This is a genomic window from Kitasatospora sp. MAA19 (assembly GCF_029894125.1).
In the GTDB taxonomy this organism is placed as follows: domain Bacteria; phylum Actinomycetota; class Actinomycetes; order Streptomycetales; family Streptomycetaceae; genus Kitasatospora.
Map to the genome: position 1 here is coordinate 217,313 of NZ_JARXYZ010000001.1, position 18,339 is coordinate 235,651.

Sequence of the window (18,339 nt, forward strand, 5' to 3'; positions counted from 1 at the left end):
TCCGTGTTCCACCGGGCGGCTACTCCTTGCCGAGCACCGTCACGTCCAGCTCGTCCGCCGCGTAGCCGGCCCGGATCACCTTCTTGTCGAACTTGCCGACCGAGGTCTTCGGCACCGACTCGACGATCGACCAGCGCTCCGGCAACTGCCAGGAGGCGACCCGCTCGGCCAGGAACGCCCGCAGCTCCCTCAGCCCGACCGTGGCGCCCGGGCGCAGCACGACCGTGGCCAGCGGGCGCTCGCCCCACTTCTCGTCCGGGACGGCGACCACGGCGGCCTCGGCCACCTCGGGGTGGGCCATCAGCTGGTTCTCCAGCTCGACCGAGGAGATCCACTCGCCGCCGGACTTGATCACGTCCTTGGCCCGGTCGGTGAGGGTCAGGTAGCCGTCGGCGGTGATGGTGCCGACATCGCCGGTGCGCAGCCAGCCGTCCTCGGAGAACTTGTCGTCCGGACGGACCGGATCCTGCCCGGCGCCGCCGTAGTAGGCGCCGGCGATCCACGGGCCGCGCACCTCCAACTCGCCCGCCGCGACGCCGTCGTGCGGCATCCGCTCGCCGGCCGGGCCGATCAGCCGGGCCTCGACGGAGGCCGGGAAGATGCCCTGAGTGACCCGGTACGGCCACTCCTCCTCCGGGGTGAGGCCGCCGGGCGGCTGGGCGAAGGAGCCGAGCGGCGAGGTCTCGGTCATGCCCCAGGCGTGCAGCACGCGGATGCCGTGGCGCTCCTGGAAGCCCTGCATCAGCGAGGGCGGGCAGGCGCTGCCGCCTATGACCACCATGCGCAGGCTGGAGGTGTCGTAGTCGCCCGCGTCGAGTTCGTCCAGCAGGCCGCTCCAGATGGTCGGGACGGCGGCGCTGACGGTGGGCCGGGCGGCGGCGATCATCTCGGCCATCGGCTTCGGCTGGAGGAAACGATCCGGCATGAGCAGGTTCGCACCGGACATGAAGGCGGCGTGCGGGATGCCCCAGGCGTTCACGTGGAACATCGGGACCACCGGCAGCGCGGTGTCGCGCGGGGTGAAGGCGAAGTTGTCGCCGGTGTTGACCTGCAGGCAGTGCAGGTACACCGAGCGGTGGCTGTAGAGCACGCCCTTCGGGTCCCCGGTGGTGCCGGAGGTGTAGCAGAGCACGGCCGCCTGGCGCTCGTCGATGTCGGTCCGCCACGGGTAGGCGGTGGGCCGGCCGGCGAGCAGCTCCTCGTAGTCGTGCACGGTGCCCGCGAAGCCGGCCAGCAGCGAGCGGTCACCGGGGCCGCTCACCACGATGTGCTTGAGCGTCGGGGCCAGGTCCGGCAGGACGGCGGCGAGCAGCGGGAGCACGCTGCCGTTCACGATGACGACCCGGTCGGCGGCGTGGTTGACGATGAACGACAGCTGGTGGGCGGGCAGTCGCAGGTTGAGCGTGTGCAGCACGGACCCCATCGCGGGGACGGCGAGGTAGGCCTCCAGGTGGACCGAGTTGTTCCACATCAAGGTCCCGACCCGGTCGTCCCCGGTCACCCCCAGCTCGTCACGCAGCGCGTGGGCGAGCTGCGCGGCCCGCGCGCCCACCTCGGCGTACGTTCGCACGACCGGCCCGGTGCCGTCCCAGGTGGTGACGGTGGACCGGCCGTGGACGGTGGACCCGTGCTCCAGAATCCGGGCGACGGTGAGCGGAACGTCCTGCATCGTGCTGAACACGGGTCCTCCTTGACCTGGCGGCACTGGCGGCTGCGCCTGCGGCACCTACCCGGCGGTAATGCGCGCGGACGTGCCCGATTGTCCCGCTCCGCCCGTCCGCTGTCAGCATCCCGACCCCGTTGAACGGATCACGGCCCCGCCCCGGGCCCTCCTCCCACGTGGTGCGTCAGTCGGCCGTCGGGCCGTCGACGTGGTTGCGGTCGATGGTGAGGGTGGCGCCGCCGTAGGTCTCCTCCACATTGCCGCGGTACTGGTGGACGCGCTGGTGGGAGCCCCAGAGGTCGGGGCTGAGCGCGCCGGAGCCGGCGGTGTCGGCGTGGTCGTCCCAGCGGGCGTACCAGAGGGCGTCGGGCAGCGGGGAGCTGCCGGCCCGGGCGGCGGCGGCCAGGTCGGCGATGCCGGAGTCGAGGCTGGAGTAGAAGCCGGAGCCGTAACCGGCGGTGTGCAGGGTCTGGGTCCAGCTGACGGCGAAGTCGACCACGGCTTGGCCGCAGGCCGGGTCGCGCATCGGGTACGCCTCGATGTCGAGGTAGACCGGGCTGCCCTGATCGAGTCCGAGCGAGCGCAGCGCGTGGACGGCTTCGGTGGCCTCGTCCCGGCCCTGCTGCACGGCGTGGGCGGGATCGATCCGGCGTGGTTTGCGGCTGAGTTCGCTGCACGGGGCCTGGAGCCCGACGTGCACCGGCAGGAACCGCCAGCCCAGGGCGCGGGCCTGATGCACCCACTCGGCGGTGAGCTGGGACTGCCCGCAGGCACGCTGGGCGCCGCTGACGTAGACGCCGAGCGCGCCGTACGGGGAGGCGCCGTGCCAGGCCCGCAGGGTGTCGAGGGGCGGCGCGGAGCAGGCGTCGAAGGCGGGGCCGGTGAAGCCGTCGCGGATCTTGGGCGGGCCGGCCCGGTCGGGCAGGGTGAGGGCCCGGATGCGGGGGAGGGCGGCGGCGGCCGGGTCGGCATCGACGCTCACGCCCGTCCCGTCGGTGGCCAGCAGGAGCACGAGGGAGGCGGCGAGCAGGGCCGCGGGGCGGAGATAGCGCACCCGCCCTTGCTACTGACGGACCATCGGACGAACACCGCAACCACGCCGCACGCTCCGGGCGAGCCCACCCTTTCGGGCGCACCCGTCCGCATCCGTCCCGATAGTTGTAACGAGCTTGCCCGTTTGTCACTCCTTACGGCAAACTCGCCCATATGCCCACCTCCCATCCCAGCGAAACCGCCGCCCCGACGCCGGCCGCCGCCGTCGCCGAGGCACTTGCCATGCCGCCCGCCCCCAAGGGCGAGCCCGCCGGCGAGCGGGGCAGCTGGCGACGAGGCGGGGCACCCGGCTCCACGGCACCGCCCGACGCGCACCCCGGCCGGCCCACCGGCCGGTTCCCGAAGGTCCTGCGGCGCCCGGAGCAGATCCCGGCGCCGCTTCTCTGTCTGACCGCGATGTTCCTGGTGCAGACCGGGATCGCCCTGTCCAAGCCGCTCTTCGGCCCGCTCGGGGTCAGCGGCACCACCTTCCTGCGGCTGGGCTTCGCGGCGGTCATCCTGCTCGCCGTCACCCGGCCCCGGCTGCGCGACAAGCGCCCGCGCGACCTCGCCGCGGCCGCCCTGCTCGGCATGGCCTCGGCCGGGATGACCTTCCTGTTCGCCGGGGCGATCGACCGGCTGCCGATGGGCACCGCCGCGACCATCGAGTTCCTCGGCCCGCTCGCGGTCGCCCTGGTCTTCGCCCGGCGCGCCAGCCACCTGCTCTGGGCGCTGCTCGCCGCCGCCGGCGTCGTCCTGCTGACCCTGCTCGGCGAGGGCGGCGACGGGGGCGGGCTCGACCCGGTCGGCCTGCTGTACGCCTTCGGGGCGGCCGCCTGCTACGCCGCGTACATCCTGTTCACCGACAAGGTCGGCGCCGCCTTCCAGGGCTTCCAGGGGCTGGCGGTGTCGATGACGGTCGGCGCGCTGACCCTGGCGCCGTTCGGGCTCGGCCAGGCCTGGGACGGGCTGACCGCGCCCGGCGCCTCGCCGGTGGCGCTGCTGGCCGCGGTCGCCGGGGTGTCGCTGCTGCTGCCGGTGATCCCGTACGCGCTGGAGATGACCGCGCTGCGGCGGATGCCGCAGCGGGTCTTCAGCGTGCTGGTCAGCCTGGAGCCGGCGGTCAGTGCGCTGGTCGGCCTGGTGGTGCTCGGCCAGCTGCTGGGCGTGCCGCAGCTGGCCGGGATCGGCTGCGTGGTGGCGGCCAGTGTGGGCGCCACGCTGACCGGGCGGCGGTAGGGGCCCGCGCGGTCGGGCGGCCACCCGGCGCGGTCGGGCGGTCGTTACGGCCAGAGCAGGGTGCGCGACCATTCCGGGGTGCGTACCGGGCCGGTGCGGGTGTAGCGCAGCCGGACGTGCCGGCGCTGCGCGTCGCCCTGCCAGTACTCCACCTCGTGCGCCCACAGGGTGTAGACCGCGTGCCCGGCCGCGACCGCGTCCGGGGTGGCCTCCAGCCGGCGGCGGGCGACGGCGACGGCCTCGTCGTACTCGGCGAGCGAGCTCATCGGCTCGCTCTGCCGCCCGACCAGTGCGCCGACCCGGGCGGCCGGCGAGCGGGTGGCGAACTCGGCGGCGGCGACCAGGTCGGCGGCCCGCTCGACGGTGCCGCGGACCCGCACCTGACGGCCCAGCTGCGGCCAGTAGACGCTCAGCGCGGCGGCCGGGTGGTCGGCGAGCTGGCGGCCCTTGGGGCTGTCGGCGGCGGCGGAGAAGTTCCAGCCGGTGCCGGCCGCGTCGACGTCGCGCAGCACCAGCACCCGGGCGTCCGGCATGCCGTCCGCGTCGACGGTGGAGAGGGTGAACGCCTGCGGGTCCAGCACCCCGGCGGCCAGCGCGGTGGCGAGCCAGTCCACGAACAGCGGGCCGGGCTCGGCGGGGGCGGCCTCGGCGTCGAAGGACGGCAGCGGGCGGGCCATCGGCGGGCGGCCGAGCAGCAGCTCGGGCACGGACCTCGGCTCGGGCCGGTGCTCGGGCCCCGGGCGTACGTCCGACCCCGATCCCGATCGCGGATCCGGCTCCGGTGCAGGCCAGGCCTCGTCCGGGCCGGTCAGGCCCTCCTCCTCCGCCGCCATCGCGCGCCCTCTCCTCCGGTTGCCGCGGTCGCCGCCCCGGCCGGGCCGTTCTTCCCGGGCCCGGGCACGTGGTGCGCTGTCGGAGCGCAACCGTACCGCCGAGGGCCGACGGCTCCGGGCGCGGGCCCTCGATGGACGCGTTCGGCCCGCCCGGGCGGGCGTCGGAGGGCGGGCGCGGACGGCCGGCACCAAGGGCCGTTGCGGGCGGACCCTCGCGTCCGGCTCCGGACGCACTCGTGGGCGGTGCCGATGGCGGCACCGCCCACGAGGCCGGTTTCGCGGCGACCCTTTCCGCTGGCCGGTCATGCGCTTTTCTGATCCGCGCCCGGACGGGAATCCCGCCCGGAGACTGGTTCGAGCCCCTCCGCGAGCGCTCAGCTCACCCGCGGTCACCCACCTCCGGCGCCCCCGCCGTCGGTGGTGCCCGATCGGATCAGCTGAAGATCGGAGCGAACACGACGTTGATGTTCTTGTTGGACTGCCCGGCCAGGATGGTGCCCGAGTTGTCCTTCACCGCGAGGGTGTTGTTCTGGTTGGAGGCACCGGCGCCGGTGGCGGTCTGCTGGGTGGAGATGTAGTTCCCGTCGACCGAGCCGAAGACGTTGCCCGTGCCGACGTTGGACACCACGCCGGCGTTGGAGCCGGCCCCGGCGCCCGCGCCGTTGTCGGCGGCCGCCGCGCCGGCACCGGCCAGCAGCAGGCCGGCCGCGAGCGGGGCGGCGAGCAGGAGTCCGGCCACCCGACGGGTGTGGATGCGAGCCATCAGAGCCTCCAAAAAGCTGTAAATCGTGCAATGTCGAGCATGGTGTGCGGGAGTTCGCCGGCCAGACGAACACCTGCGGGCTGCGACGCCGAGAGACAGACTTCCGCAACAAATCGACAAAGCACTAGCTCGTGGATCATTTTTCGCCCGTTTGCGTGATATCCACCAGGGCTGCGCATATCGGACCCAAAAACGGAGAGCACACCGATCCACCGCCGATGAGCTGGTATTTTGCCCGAACGGCGACCGTCCGGACACTCCTCGGGATGCGGCGCTTCGGCGCTGCACGAACCACCAGGCGCACCACCCAGCGCAGAGTGCGGACGGACGCGCTCCCCCAGAAAGTTCGATTGCCCTTCCATGTCGACATTTCCAGCCATGCGTAGACCATCGGAAAGTCATACCTAAAACGTCGACGCAAGGGCCCGAAAAGCTCCGTGCGGTCGGATGAAAATCAGACCATCTTGCCCGGGTTCAGAATTCCCAGCGGGTCGAAGACCGCCTTCAACTGCCGCTGCAGGTCCAACGCCACCGGCCCCAGCTCGCGCGCCAGCCAGTCCCGCTTGAGCAGCCCCACCCCGTGCTCCCCGGTGATCGTGCCGCCCAGCTCCAGCCCCAGCGCCATGATCTCGTCGAAGGAGCGCTGCGCCCGCGCCGCCTGCTCCTCGTCCGAGCCGTCGAAGATCACGATCGGATGGGTGTTGCCGTCCCCGGCGTGGCTGACCACCCCGACGGTCAGCGCGTGCCGCTCGGCGATCACGGCCACACCGTTCAGCATCTCGGCCAGCCGGGAGCGCGGCACCGCCACGTCGTCGATCATCGTGGTGCCCAGCCGGTCCAGCGCGGGCAGCGCCAGCCGCCGGGCCTCCAGCAGCAGCGCCGATTCGGCCTCGTCCTCGGCGGGCACCACCTCGGTCGCCCCGGCGGCCCGGCAGAGCTCAGCCACCCGCGCCAGTTCGGCCTCCCGGTCCGGCCCGTCGAAGGCCACCAGCAGCAGCGCCTGGGTCGACTCGGGCAGCCCCATCCGCCCCAGCTCGTTGACCGCCCGCACGCTGACCGCGTCCATCAGCTCCATCAGCGACGGGGTCAGGCCGTGCGCCATCACCTCGCAGACGGCCGCACCGGCCGCGTCCGCGCTCGGGAACTCCGCCGCCAGCGCCAACTGCGGCGCCGGCGCGGGCCGCAGCGCGAGCACCGCCCGGACCACCACGCCGAGCGTGCCCTCCGAGCCGACCAGCAGCCGGGTCAGGTCGTACCCGGCCACGCCCTTGGCCGTACGGCGGCCGGTGGACAGCAGCCGTCCGTCCGCCAGCACCACGTCCAGGCCGAGCACGTACTCGCTGGTGACGCCGTACTTCACGCAGCACACCCCGCCCGCGCCGGTGCCGATGTTGCCGCCGATCGTGCAGGACTCCCAGCTGGACGGGTCCGGCGGGTAGGACAGGCCCAATTCCTCGGCAGCACGGGAGAGTTGGGCGTTCACCACGCCCGGCTCGACCACCGCGATCCGGTTCACCGGGTCGAGCTCCAGGATCCGGTTCAGCTTCACCGTCGACAGCACGATGCAGCCGTCCACGGCGTTCGCCGCCCCCGACAGCCCGGTCCGCGCACCCTGCGGCACCACCGGCACCCGCAGCCCGGTGGCAGTGCGCAGCACGTGCTGCACCTGCTCGACCGTCTCCGGGAACACCACCACCGCGGGCGTACCGGCCGCGCAGAACCCGGCCATGTCATGACGGTAGGCCTCGGTCACATCCGGATCCACCACCACCGACCCGGCCGGAAGACCCTGCGCCAGTCGGTCCGTCAGGTCACTCATCGCCGCCTCCACTCGCCGCCCGCCGCCTCCACCGCACTCTGCCCGCCCGCCGGGGGCCGGGCAAGTGGGCCCCCGGCGGGCGGGGCGGCGGCCCCGGCACCCCCGGTCAGGCCCGACGCAGCGCAGGGGCGACCGGGGCCACCAGGCCGGCGAGGCCGGTGGCGAGCGCGCAGAGCAGCGTCGGCAGCACTACCGGCGGACCACCGGCTCCTGGAACTCGGTGACCCACCCCGCCGGGTCGTCCGGGCACTCCAGGTAGAGCTCCCGGGCGTAGCCGACCGAGCGGTAGCCGTTCGCGTCGATGAAGCGGGCCAGCTCCTGGAAGCTCCCCATCGCCTCGTCCATCGAGCCGCGGTGCACGATCGTCGCCGCCTGCTCGATCGGCGGCAGGTCGAGCACCTCGAAGTCGTGCCGACCCGGCTCCACCGACGGCCCGACCGGGACGGCCACCCGGATCAGCACCGTGCCGTCGCCCTCCGGCACCTCCTCGTACCGGGCGACGGACGGGCCGGTCTCGGCGATCCCGGCCTCGGCCAGCCGCCCGCACAGCTGCGCGAACAGCGGGCCGATCACCGGCCCGATGTCCTCGGGCTGGTAACTCGCGGCCACCCCGGTCAGTTCGGCCACCCGGACGGACGGCACCCGCTTCACCACGACATCGTGTGCGGACATGGTCCCCTCGCTCTCGATCGTCCGGAGCCTCGCCTCCACCCGGGCCAGCCGCTGCTCGTCCGCCGCGATCGCCTCGGCGAGTTGGGCCCGCCGCAGCCGCAGCATCCCGCGCAGTTCGGCCGCGTCCACCTGCTCGTCCAGCACGGCCCGCACCTGGTGCAGCGTGAAGCCGAGCTCCTTGAGCGCGATCACCCGGTTGAGCCGGGCGAGTTGGGCCGCCTCGTAGGAGCGGTACCCACTGACCGGGTCCACCCGGGCGGGCCGCAGCAGCCCGATCGCGTCGTAGTGGCGCAGCATCCGCACCGACACCCGGCCGTGGCTGGCGAAGTCTCCGATGTTCAACATGGTGCCCCCACTCCACCCCCTGCCGCCGTGTCAGGGTCAACCCCGCCCGCCGCAAACACCGAGGGCGGGTACCGACTCGATGTCGGCACCCGCCCTGAGCAGGTGGTTCCCCTACCAGCGGAGAGCGTGGGATTCGAACCCACGGTGACGGGTCACGCCACGACAGTTTTCAAGACTGTTCCCTTAGGCCGCTCGGGCAGCTCTCCAGGCGGGGGCCAGCCTAACGGGTTCGGCGGGGTTCGGTGCACACCGTTTCGCGCGGGTGGGGATCAGCCGTTGTCGCCGTCCCGCTGGCCGAGGGTGACCTTGGTGGTGAACTGCTGACCGTTGCGGGTGTACTCGACGTCGACGATCTCGCCGGGCTTGTGCGTCCAGATCCGGCTGACCAGGGCGGGGCCGTTGTCGATCGGCACACCGCCGAGCTTGGTGATGACGTCGCCCGGCTTGAGGCCGGCCTTGTCGGCGGCGCCGCCGGGGGTGACGGCCGGCTGGCCCTGGATGTCGCGGGTCTGGATCTGCGCGCCATCGCCCTTGTAGTCGTCGTTGCGCAGCACGTCGAGCTTGGCGTAGACCGGCTTGCCGGTCTTGATCAGGGTGTCGGCGACCCACTTGGCCTGGTTGATCGGGATGGCGAAGCCGAGGCCGATGCTGCCGGCCCGGCCGTTGGCGGAGGCGTTGGACTGGATCGCCGAGTTGATGCCGATCACCGCGCCGCCGGAGTCGAGCAGCGGGCCGCCGGAGTTGCCGGGGTTGATCGAGGCGTCGGTCTGCAGGGCGTTCATGTACGAGGACTGGCCACCGGTGTCGTCGCCGGAGGCGACCGGACGGTCCTTGGCGCTGACGATGCCGCTGGTGACGGTGGACTCCAGGCCGTACGGCGCGCCGATCGCGACGGTGGCGTCGCCGACGTTGACCTTGTCGGAGTCGGCCAGCGGAAGCGGGGCCAGCTTGCTCTTCGGCGGGTTGTCGATCTTGACCACGGCGACGTCGTAGCCCTCGGCGTGGCCCAGCACCGAGGCGTTGTAGGACGTCCCGTCGGCGAACTTGACGGTCAGTTTGCCGCCGTTGAGGGTCGGCGCGACCACGTGGTTGTTGGTGAGGATGTGGCCCTCGGTGTCGAAGACGAAGCCGGTGCCGGTGCCCGACTCGCCGTTGCCCTGCGCCTTGATGGTGACGACGCTGGGCAGCGCCTTCTGCGCGATGCCGGCGATCGAGCCGGGGGCGGGCTCGTTCTTCTGGGTGTTGCTGGCCTGGACGGTGGTGCTGCGGTGGTCGTCGGCACTGGTGCTGCTGTCGTTGCGGTCCGCGACGGCCACGCCGAGCGCACCGCCGGCCACACCGGCGACCAGCGCGACGGCGGCGATCAGGGCGACCAGGCCGCCGCGCTTCTTGCGCGGGCCGCCGGGGCCGCCGGGGCCGCCGGGGTAGTCGGCCGGGTAGCCGAGCGGACCGGCCGGGCCGCCGGGATAGCCCGGGCCGCCGCCGGCGGCGTCGTGGGCGGCGCCCCAGCCGCCGAGCGGCTGGCCGGCGCCGAACGGGTGGTGCGCGGGCGCGGGGTGCGCGGCGGGGGTGCCGTACGGGTCGTGCGGTGCGGGCTCGGCCGGGGCGCCGTACGGGTCCTGCGCGCCGGCGGCGGGGACGCCGTGGGCCGGGGTGGCGTACGGGTTGGCGACCGGCGGCAGGGCCGGGCTCTCGGCGGCGGGCGCGGCGGGCGCCACGGGCGCGGCCGGCGGGGCGGGCGGCAGGGCTGGCGGCGGCGCGTCGATGTAGCCGGTGGCGGGGTCGACGGGGACGGCGGGTGCCTCGGCGGCGGGGGCGGCCTGCGGGGCCGCCTCCGGCGCGGGGACCTTGCCGAAGGCCACGGTGGGCCGGTGCCCGCCCTGGGCCGGAACAGCCTCAGCCGGTACGCCCTCAGCCGGTACGTCGCCGGCCGGCGCCGCCTCGGGCTCGGGGACCCGGCTGAACGCCATGGTCGGCTGGTGCCCGCCGTCCGCCGACGCCGCCTCGGCCTCGGCCGGGGCGGGCGCCTGCGACGGGGCCGCTCCCGGCTCGGGAACCCTGCCGAAGGCCATCGTCGGCTGGTGCCCGCCCGAGGCGGAGCCGTCGGAAGCGGGAACAGCCGCCGCCTGGCCGCCCGAGGGCTGCTCCCCCTGCGGCCCGGTGGGCCCAACCTCGCGCTCGGTGCTCACGGACGACCTCCATAGCTGACAGAACCAAGGACCATAGTTTTTCGCACTGTCGATTCGATTGCCGTAAGGACCCCTCTGAAGAACTCATAAGAATCCTTAGCCGGCACCGACAGTCAACGCCGACGACCAGCGCCGACGGCCGACACCGACGGCCGGAGACTCCCCCACCTCCGTCGGACGTCCCGCGATGCGGACCGCACACCCCGTGGCCTTGGCGTTCAACCCCGTGCCGGTTAGCCTGGCGCTCTAACTGACACGCGGGAGCTTGGACCTTCCAGGCTGAGAGTGCGCTGGTCGACCGTACGCCACGGGATCGTGGGCGGACCGTCGAGGGGGCGCAGACCGCCGGAACCTGTCCGGGTAATGCCGGCGTAGGGAGTATCGGCCATGCCGCCTGCTTCGCCATCCTCTTCTTCGGACGCGTCCGCGTCCAAGGGTTTCCCCGATCCGTCCACGGGCGCCCCCGCCGGAGCGGCGACCGCCGTCCTGGACCGCCCGGAGCGTACCGAGGCACCGCTCGTGCTGGACACCGAGCCGCCGCGCACGCTGCGCTTCCGGGACCACTTCGCGCTCTGGATGAACCTGGGCGTCAGCCTGATCGGCTTCTCCACCGCCGCCACCGTGCTCGGCGCCAAGGGCAGCGAGCTGTCGCTGGCCGCCGCGGTGACCGCGATCGTGGCCGGCACCGTGGTCGGCACCGCGATGCTCGGCGTGGCCGCGCTGATCGGGGCCCGCACCGGCGCGCCCGCGATGGCGAACCTGCGCGGGCTGTTCGGCACCCGGCTGTCGTACGTCCCGACGGTGCTGAACATCGTCCAGTGCGTCGGCTGGGGCGTGTTCGAGCTGCTGACGATCGCGGCGGGCGCGCAGACCGTCGCCCACACGGACGGCTACCGCTGGCTGTTCGTGGTCCTGGCGGGCGCGCTGACCACCGCACTGACCATCTGGCCGCTGGGCTCGATCGCGGTGCTGCGCCGCTTCGTGGCCGGTGCCGTCGCCGTCGCGATGGTGTACTTCACCGTCCAGCTGGGCCGCCAGGGGGTGCCCGACCCGGGCGCCGGCAACTGGCACGGCTTCCTGGGCGCCACCGACGCGATGATCGCGGTGTCGATCTCCTTCGTCCCGCTCGCCGCCGACTACACCCGGCACTCGCGCACCCCGCGCTCGGCGTTCTGGGGCAGCTTCTCCGGCTACACGATCGCCCAGGTCTGGTGCTACGTGCTCGGCCTGATGGCCCTGCTGCAGTCCGACGGCGACCCGAACCGGATCTTCGACTCCTTCCTCGGCGTCTGGGCCGGCTGGCTGTTCCTGCTGGTGCTGGTGCTGCGCGAGACCGACCAGTCCTTCGCCAACGTGTACTCGACGGCGATGTCGGTGCAGAACCTGCTGCCGAAGGTGGACCGCCGGGTGCTGACCGGCGGGATCGGGCTGCTGATCACCGTGCTGGCGCTGCAGATCGACAAGTTCACCGACACCTACACCAACTTCCTCGGCCTGATCGGCTCGGTCTTCGTGCCGCTGCTGGCGGTGCTGGCGGTGGACTACTTCTTCGGCGCCGGCCGGCACGGCTGGAACCTCTCCGCCGACGCGCCGTCGCGCCCGCTGATGGTGCTGCCGTGGGTGCTGGGCTTCGCGGTCTACCAGTTCATCGCGCCGACCCCGGTGGCCGGCTGGTGGACGGACTTCTGGACCTCCGTCCAGCACGCCCTGCACTTCACCCCGCAGGAGTGGACGTCCGCCTCGCTGTTCGCCTTCCTGGTGCCGGCCCTGGCCACCTGGGCGCTCACCGCGCTGGCCCGCCGGACGGCGCGGAGCTGAGCGAGCGGCACCGCGGACGGAACCGCGCGAGCAACACCGCGCGGACGGAACCGGGCGAGCGACACCGAAGACGGCCCCGCAGGTTGGGGCCGTCTTCGCCTCCGCGTCACTTCGGCCGCCTATCGTGAGCCCTGTGACCAGCCCAGACCCGTCCTCGGCGGCGGCGCGCACCGCGCCGGCCGTCCAGGTGATCGCCCACCGCGGTTCCTCGCACGCCCTGCCCGAACACACCCTGGCGGCGTACCGACGCGCGCTCGACGAGGGCGCGGACGCGGTCGAGTGCGACGTCCGGCTGACCCTCGACGGCGAACTGGTCTGCGTACACGACCGCCGGATCGGCCGGGTCTCCAACGGGCAGGGCACCGTCTCGGCGATGACGCTCGCCGAGCTGGAGGCGTACGACTTCGGCGCCTGGAAGACCGGCCGCCCCAGCACCGACCCCGAACTGCGCGGCGTGCTGCGGCTGGAGCGGCTGCTGGAGCTGGTGGTGGACTGCGGCCGCCCGGTGGACCTGGCGATCGAGACCAAGCACCCGGTGCGCTACCGCGGCCGGGTGGAGGCCGAACTGCTGCGGACGCTCGAACGGTTCAAGATCGGCGCGACCCGGGAGGCCGAGCGCCCCGCGGCCCGGATCATGAGCTTCTCCTCGGTGGCGCTGGACCGGGTGGCCGCCGGGGCGCCGGACTACCGGCGGGTGTTCCTGTTCGAACGGACCCTGCCGCTGCTCGGCCGGCTGCGCCCGGGCTCCCCGCTGCCGGGCGGGGCGCGGATCGCCGGTCCGGGCATCGAGCTGGTGCGGGCCCGCCCACAGCTGGTGACGCGACTGCGCGAGCTGGGGCACGAGGTGCACGTGTGGACCGTGGACGAGCCGGCCGACGTGGAGCTCTGCCTGGAGCTCGGGGTGTCCGCGATCATCACCAACCGGCCCGCCGAGGTGCTGGCGCAGCTCGGGCGGTGATCCGCCGCCGGCTCGGGCGGTGATCCGCCGCCGGACCGGCAATGTCACCCGCAAAGCCCGGGACGCCATCCACTCCTTCTGGTCGGCAGTCAAACCTTCCGGGCACGTTATTGCCGGAATGCATGCGTCGGCGCGACGGAGGGTGAGCGGGGAATGACCTGAGGCCACCCTCGGTCGCCTCGCTTGAAATGTCCTCGCGGGATCGTCCGGTGGTCGTTTCCGACGCATTACCAAGGGGCATCCATCCCTCGGCATACGCTGAAGGAGGTCCGGGGGTGGCGTTGATGGTGGCGCGTGAAGTGCCGACTTCATCGACCATGGCAGTGCCGCACGGCCCAGCGAGTGTCGGGGTCGCACGGCGCCGACTGCGTCGAGATCTTGGCGACCGGGAGATACCCGAACCGGTCATTGATGATGCCGTATTGATCCTTTCCGAACTGTTGAGCAACGCCTGTCGGTACGCCCGTCCGCTCGGCCCGCTGCGGGCCCTGGGCCGCAGCGCCCGGGCCGAGGTGGTGGACCAGCTGCTGGTCGGCGTCCCCACCGGGACGCACCCCGCGCCGGGCGGCCGGGAGCGCGACGAACCCGGCGGCGGAACGGACGACGGCGTACTGGTCCGCTGGCAGATGCACGCCGACGGCGTGCTCACCCTGGAGGTCACCGACGGCGGCGCGACCACCCGGCCGCTGCCCGCCAGCCCCTCGCTGACCTCGCGCGGCGGCCGCGGCCTGAGCATCGTCGACCAGTTGGCCAGTGACTGGGGCGTGCGCGACGCGCCCGGCGAGGTGACGGTCTGGGCGGCGCTGCCCGCCCGCGCCCGGCACGCCCGGCGCACCGGTGGTGACGCCCGCAGCGCCTGAACCGACGCGCGCCCCGCCCGGCCGCCCGGCGCGTGCCCGCGCGCAGGGGGGAACGTCAGTAGGCTGCCCGGAGCAAAGGACCACCGTTCCCGGGAGAGCCGCACCATGGGCAAGAAGGCCGCCAAGAAGGCGCCGCAGCGTCAGTCCACCACCGCCGTCACGGGTGAGATCCCCGTGGTCGGGGCCCGCGAGAACTGCCCCTGCGGCTCGGGCCGCCGGTACAAGGCCTGCCACGGCCGGGAGGCCTCGCACGCGGTGCAGGAGCTGGTGCACCGCCCGTTCGAGGGCCTGTCGGGCGAGGCCGACTGGGTGGCGCTGCGCGAGCTGGTGCCCGCCGCCACGGTGCCGCTGACGCTTGCCGCCGGGGTGGCCGAGGGCGCCAACGGCGAGGTTCCGTCGGTGACCCTGGCCACCGTGCTGCCGCTGGCCTGGCCGGCCCTGCGCCGCCAGGACGGCTCGATCCTGCTCGGCCTGCAGACCCAGTCCGCCTCCGGCGACCTCAGCCGCGACCTCGCGGACGCCCTGGAGCTGGCGCTGGCCACCGAGCCGGGCACCCCGGTGCCGTCCCGCCGGACCGAGGCGGGCGGACGCCGGCTGCAGGACCTGCTGGACGTCACCGCCGAGTTCACGCCCGCCGTGCACGCCGGCTTCGAGTTCTGGCTGGAGGACGCCGAGACCGCCACCGGCGAGGTCGCCGCCTCCCTGGAGCGCGCCAACGCCTCGGCCATCCCGACCGAGAAGCTGGACAGCGTCGACGCCGCCTACTGGTGCGGCACCCCCGACAAGAACCACCTGCGCTGGGTGATGACCGTGCCCGAGGAGCGGCTGCTGGACGCGCTGGCCCGGCTGACCGCCGCCGACCGGTCCTCGCTCGGCCCGGACACCCGCCTGGTCGGCTCGTTCCGCGCGCACGGCCTGACCGTCCCGGTCTGGGACCTCCCGCTCGCCATGACCGCCACCGACTGCGAGAAGCCGGCCGCCGAGTTCGCCGAGCGGCTGACCGCCGTGCTCGCCGACGAGACCCCGCTGACCGCCGAGGAGCGGCGCGCCCGCGCGAACCTGGTGAACCGTCAGGTCACCTTGAACTAAAGCGCACGGGATCCGGGTGATACGCGTCACATTGTCGCCGTGAAGCCGCAATTTCCGGGCGTGCAGGGGGTCTTGGAAATTGGCGCGGGCGCGGATCCTTGTTACTGTCTAAAGAGTCCGGCCGCTGGTGCATCCCCCGTCGCCAGCGGCCGGATCTTTTGTTTTTCCGCCCGGCCCGGGAGCGTCACCAGGGGTGACCCCGAAGCGGACTCCGGCGGATCCCGGCGGATCAGTGCGCCGGACCGGTACGCCGAGCCGTACGCCGCGTCAGTACGCCGAGCGACCGCTGTCCAGTCGGACCGTCGCCTCCACCAACTCGCCCAGCAGTGGCCCGACCTGCGGCAGCCACACCCCGCCGTCGGCGGCCGGGCGCGGGGGCAGCACCCAGCGCACCCGCCCGGCCGCGCCCCCGGGCGGCAGCGGCAGGAAGCCGCCCGGCCCGTGGTAGCGCAACGAGCCCGGTACCCAAGGGAGTTGGGAGAGCATCTCGCCGAGCGCGTCCAGCGAGTACGGGGCCACCAGCAGCGCGTACCGGCCCGGCATCGCCGCCACCGGCCCGAGCGGCAGGCGCAGTGCGCCCAGGTGGACCAGCGCGCGGGCGCCGGCCGCCGCGGGCAGGCTGACCGCCGAGAGCACGGAACCGGTGGCGGCCAGCACCGGCGCGTCCGGGCTCTGCCGCTCCCACCACCAGCGCACCATCCGGGCGTCCGTGGTGGCGGCCAGCAGCGACGGGTCGTGCGGGTGCCCGCCCGGCACCGCGCAGTCCTGGTCCCCGCAGGAGCAGTGGCCACCACGCAGCACGGTCCCCGGCACCACGGGCCAGCGGTGCTCGACGGCGGCCGTCAGCGCCGCGGCGAGGCGGTCCGGGCGGTGCCGGGCGGCGTCCTCCTGGGCGGGGCCGTGGTGGGTGACGGGCGGACACGGATCTTTCGGGTTCTCACGCATGGCGCTCGTTCCTTTCCCTGACCGCTCGGTTCGCTCCGCCCCGCCGGCACCGTCGGTTCCCGCCACGCGGACCCGCGGCGGCACGGCCCCGGCGGCGCGAAGGAGGGCGGGCGGCATGGCGGGCGGCGCGGCGACGGCGTGGATCACGGTGTGGAGCACGACATGAGAAGGGCCGCGCACTGGAACAGCCCCTGGAACGAGAATCCCGTATGCGACCGGATGGACGCCGCCCGGGCGCGCTTGGTTCCACCGTACGAGTGAGAGACTTCCGGCCGACCCGGGCCCCGGGCGGCGCGGGCATACGATCCGGACGGCCGCCGGGTCCGTCCCCTCCGTTCTGCCCGCTCCCGGTCCGCTCCATGCCTCCCGGCCGGACCGGCGCGCGCACGAACCGTACGCGCCCCCCGACCGGGTCGTGGAGATGTGGAACCGGCCACCGCATCGTCCTGGATCTGGACATGCCCCAAATGGCCTGTGTAGAAGTGGTGGCATTGCTGTCGATCAATGACGAGTAGTAGCGAATCGAGGCGAAACGCGCCCTTTGGCCGTACTCGCTCCACCTCGGCCGTACCTGGGGGTTCCGCATGGCACGAAGCACCGCGTCAGGAGTGGCGGCATGACCGAGTCCCACCCGTCGTCGACACCCTCCGAGCCGGGCGAGCCCGGCAGCGCCGGCGGGCTCACCGTCCTCGACCCGCCGGGCTTCCCCGGCCCCACCGACGCGCAGGACGGCGCGGCGGACCTCCGCACGGCACCGTCCGCCGGGATGCAGGACCGTTTGGCCGGACGGCTGTCCGATTTCACCAAGCTGCACCGGCACACCGAGCAGCTCGCCCGCGCCCGCAGCCTCGCCGCCACCCTGGACACCGTCCTCGCCTCCGGCGCCGCCCTGCTCGGCGCCCGCCGCGGCGTCCTGGTCACCCGGGTGCCGGGCGGAAGGCCCGGCCAGCCGGTCGGCCTCGGCCTCGACCGCGCCAGCCTCGGCGCGCTGGAGACCGTCCCGCCCGACCAGAGCCTGCTCGCCCGGCTGCTGCGCGAGCAGGACCGGCCCGAGCGGCTGCACTCCCCCGACCTCGCCGGGGACCCGGCCACCGGCGACCGGCTGCGCGAACTCGCCACCCACCTCGGCCTCGGCGGCTGCTACGGCCTGCCGCTCGCCACCGAGGAGGACGGCCCGCTCGCCGCCGCCCTCTGGTTCTACGACGAGCCCGCCGAACCCACCGAGCGCCAACGCGAACTCGCCCACCGCTACTGCGAGATCGCCGCCCCGATGCTCGCCAGGCAACTGGAGGCGGACCGGGTCCAGCGCACCACCGAGGCGCTGCGCCGCGGCCTGCTGCCCGACCGGCTCCCCCAGCCCGCCGGCCTGCGGCTGGCCGCCCGGCTCGTCCCGGCCGGCCTGGACCGCTCCTGCGGCAGCGACTGGTACGACGCCATCCCGCTGCCCGACGGCACCGTCGGCCTCACCGTCGGCTCCGTCTCCGGCGACGGCCCCGGTGCGGGCCCCTGCTCCGCTCCCGGCGCGGCCGCCGCGATGGGACGGGTCCGGGCCGCGCTGCGGGCGTACGCCGTCCTGGAGGGCGAGGACCCGGTCTCCGTCCTCGGCGACCTGGAGCTGCTGCTCAAGACCACCGAGCCGGCCCGCACCGCCACCGCCGTCTACGCCTGGGTGGAACCCGGGGAGCGCCGGATCACCCTGGCCGGCGCCGGGCACTGCCCGCCCGTCCTGGTCAGCCGGCACGGCGCCGAGTTCGTGGAGACCTCGCTCTCCGCCCCGCTCGGCATGCTGACCTGCTGGGAGGCCCCCGGCGTCGAGCTCACCGCCGAGCGCGGGGACACCCTGCTGCTCTACACCGAGGGCCTGGCCCGCCGCTGCGGCCCGACCCTGCACGCCGGCCAGGCCAACCTGCGCCGGGCCGCCGCCGACGCCCCGCGCGACGTGCGGATCGACCCGGACCGGCTCTGCGCCCACCTGCTGGCCGTCTGCCCCGTCCCGGAGGCCGGACCGGCCACCGACGACCTGATGCTGCTGGCGGCCCGGTTCGAATAGCCGTCCCGACCCCGAAAGGGCGAGCGGCCGGGCGTCCGTACCATGGACGCACGGCCGCCCGCGC

General features: G+C 73.9%; 15 protein-coding genes, 1 tRNA gene and 1 riboswitch. Of the genes, 6 read left to right on the plus strand and 10 right to left on the minus strand.

Features of this window, described 5'->3' with window-relative positions; all coding sequences use genetic code 11:
* Positions 1–19: 19 nt before the first annotated feature.
* Entirely contained in the window at positions 20–1,681 is a 1,662-nt protein-coding gene (locus tag P3T27_RS00975; protein WP_280673637.1) for a long-chain fatty acid--CoA ligase, read from the minus strand.
* 166 nt (positions 1,682–1,847) lie between these two features.
* Positions 1,848–2,717, minus strand: coding sequence for a DUF1906 domain-containing protein (locus tag P3T27_RS00980; RefSeq protein ID WP_280673639.1), 870 nt, complete (start codon positions 2,715–2,717; stop codon positions 1,848–1,850).
* Between the two features lie 152 nt (positions 2,718–2,869).
* Between P3T27_RS00980 and P3T27_RS00985 the strand changes: the two genes are divergently transcribed.
* On the plus strand, positions 2,870–3,934 hold the full coding sequence (locus P3T27_RS00985; protein ID WP_280673641.1) for an EamA family transporter: 1,065 nt from the start codon (positions 2,870–2,872) through the stop codon (positions 3,932–3,934).
* A 44-nt stretch (positions 3,935–3,978) separates the two neighbouring features.
* On the opposite strand, the gene P3T27_RS00990 is transcribed toward P3T27_RS00985, so the two are convergent.
* From P3T27_RS00990 to P3T27_RS01020, 7 genes are all read right to left on the minus strand, one after another.
* On the minus strand, positions 3,979–4,767 hold the full coding sequence (locus tag P3T27_RS00990) for a pyridoxal 5'-phosphate synthase (protein WP_280673643.1): 789 nt from the start codon (positions 4,765–4,767) through the stop codon (positions 3,979–3,981).
* Between the two features lie 433 nt (positions 4,768–5,200).
* Positions 5,201–5,530, minus strand: a complete 330-nt coding sequence (locus P3T27_RS00995) for a hypothetical protein (protein WP_280673645.1) — start codon at positions 5,528–5,530, stop codon at positions 5,201–5,203.
* A 136-nt stretch (positions 5,531–5,666) separates the two neighbouring features.
* Positions 5,667–5,921 carry a hypothetical protein gene (locus tag P3T27_RS01000; RefSeq protein WP_280673647.1) on the minus strand — a complete coding sequence of 85 codons (255 nt, stop codon included), beginning with the start codon at positions 5,919–5,921 and terminating at the stop codon, positions 5,667–5,669.
* Positions 5,922–5,984: 63 nt separating this feature from the next.
* Positions 5,985–7,349, minus strand: coding sequence for an FAD-linked oxidase C-terminal domain-containing protein (locus P3T27_RS01005; RefSeq protein ID WP_280673648.1), 1,365 nt, complete (start codon positions 7,347–7,349; stop codon positions 5,985–5,987).
* 189 nt (positions 7,350–7,538) lie between these two features.
* Positions 7,539–8,366, minus strand: a complete 828-nt coding sequence (locus tag P3T27_RS01010; protein ID WP_280673649.1) for a MerR family transcriptional regulator — start codon at positions 8,364–8,366, stop codon at positions 7,539–7,541.
* A gap of 118 nt (positions 8,367–8,484) precedes the next feature.
* Positions 8,485–8,572, minus strand: a tRNA-Ser gene (locus tag P3T27_RS01015).
* A gap of 63 nt (positions 8,573–8,635) precedes the next feature.
* Positions 8,636–10,555, minus strand: a complete 1,920-nt coding sequence (locus P3T27_RS01020) for a trypsin-like peptidase domain-containing protein (protein WP_348534038.1) — start codon at positions 10,553–10,555, stop codon at positions 8,636–8,638.
* 247 nt (positions 10,556–10,802) lie between these two features.
* Positions 10,803–10,950: riboswitch (TPP riboswitch) on the plus strand.
* On the opposite strand from P3T27_RS01020, the gene P3T27_RS01025 reads away from it, so the two are divergent.
* The 4 genes from P3T27_RS01025 to P3T27_RS01040 all read left to right on the plus strand — a co-directional run bounded on the left by P3T27_RS01025 (position 10,943) and on the right by P3T27_RS01040 (position 15,280).
* Complete coding sequence (locus P3T27_RS01025) at positions 10,943–12,373, plus strand: cytosine permease (protein ID WP_280673650.1); 1,431 nt, start codon at positions 10,943–10,945, stop codon at positions 12,371–12,373. It overlaps the preceding riboswitch by 8 nt.
* Positions 12,374–12,506: 133 nt before the next feature.
* A complete protein-coding gene (locus tag P3T27_RS01030; RefSeq protein ID WP_280673651.1) occupies positions 12,507–13,331 on the plus strand; it encodes a glycerophosphodiester phosphodiesterase family protein in 825 nt (274 codons plus the stop codon).
* A gap of 317 nt (positions 13,332–13,648) precedes the next feature.
* Complete coding sequence (locus P3T27_RS01035; protein ID WP_348534039.1) at positions 13,649–14,191, plus strand: ATP-binding protein; 543 nt, start codon at positions 13,649–13,651, stop codon at positions 14,189–14,191.
* Between the two features lie 105 nt (positions 14,192–14,296).
* A complete protein-coding gene (locus tag P3T27_RS01040; RefSeq protein ID WP_280673653.1) occupies positions 14,297–15,280 on the plus strand; it encodes a DUF5926 family protein in 984 nt (327 codons plus the stop codon).
* A 267-nt stretch (positions 15,281–15,547) separates the two neighbouring features.
* Here the strand turns inward: P3T27_RS01040 and P3T27_RS01045 are convergent, their stop codons facing one another.
* A complete protein-coding gene (locus P3T27_RS01045; RefSeq protein ID WP_280673654.1) occupies positions 15,548–16,225 on the minus strand; it encodes a bifunctional DNA primase/polymerase in 678 nt (225 codons plus the stop codon).
* Between the two features lie 616 nt (positions 16,226–16,841).
* Here P3T27_RS01045 and P3T27_RS01050 point away from each other — a divergent pair.
* Positions 16,842–18,275 carry a PP2C family protein-serine/threonine phosphatase gene (locus P3T27_RS01050; protein ID WP_280673655.1) on the plus strand — a complete coding sequence of 478 codons (1,434 nt, stop codon included), beginning with the start codon at positions 16,842–16,844 and terminating at the stop codon, positions 18,273–18,275.
* Positions 18,276–18,339: the final 64 nt, after the last annotated feature.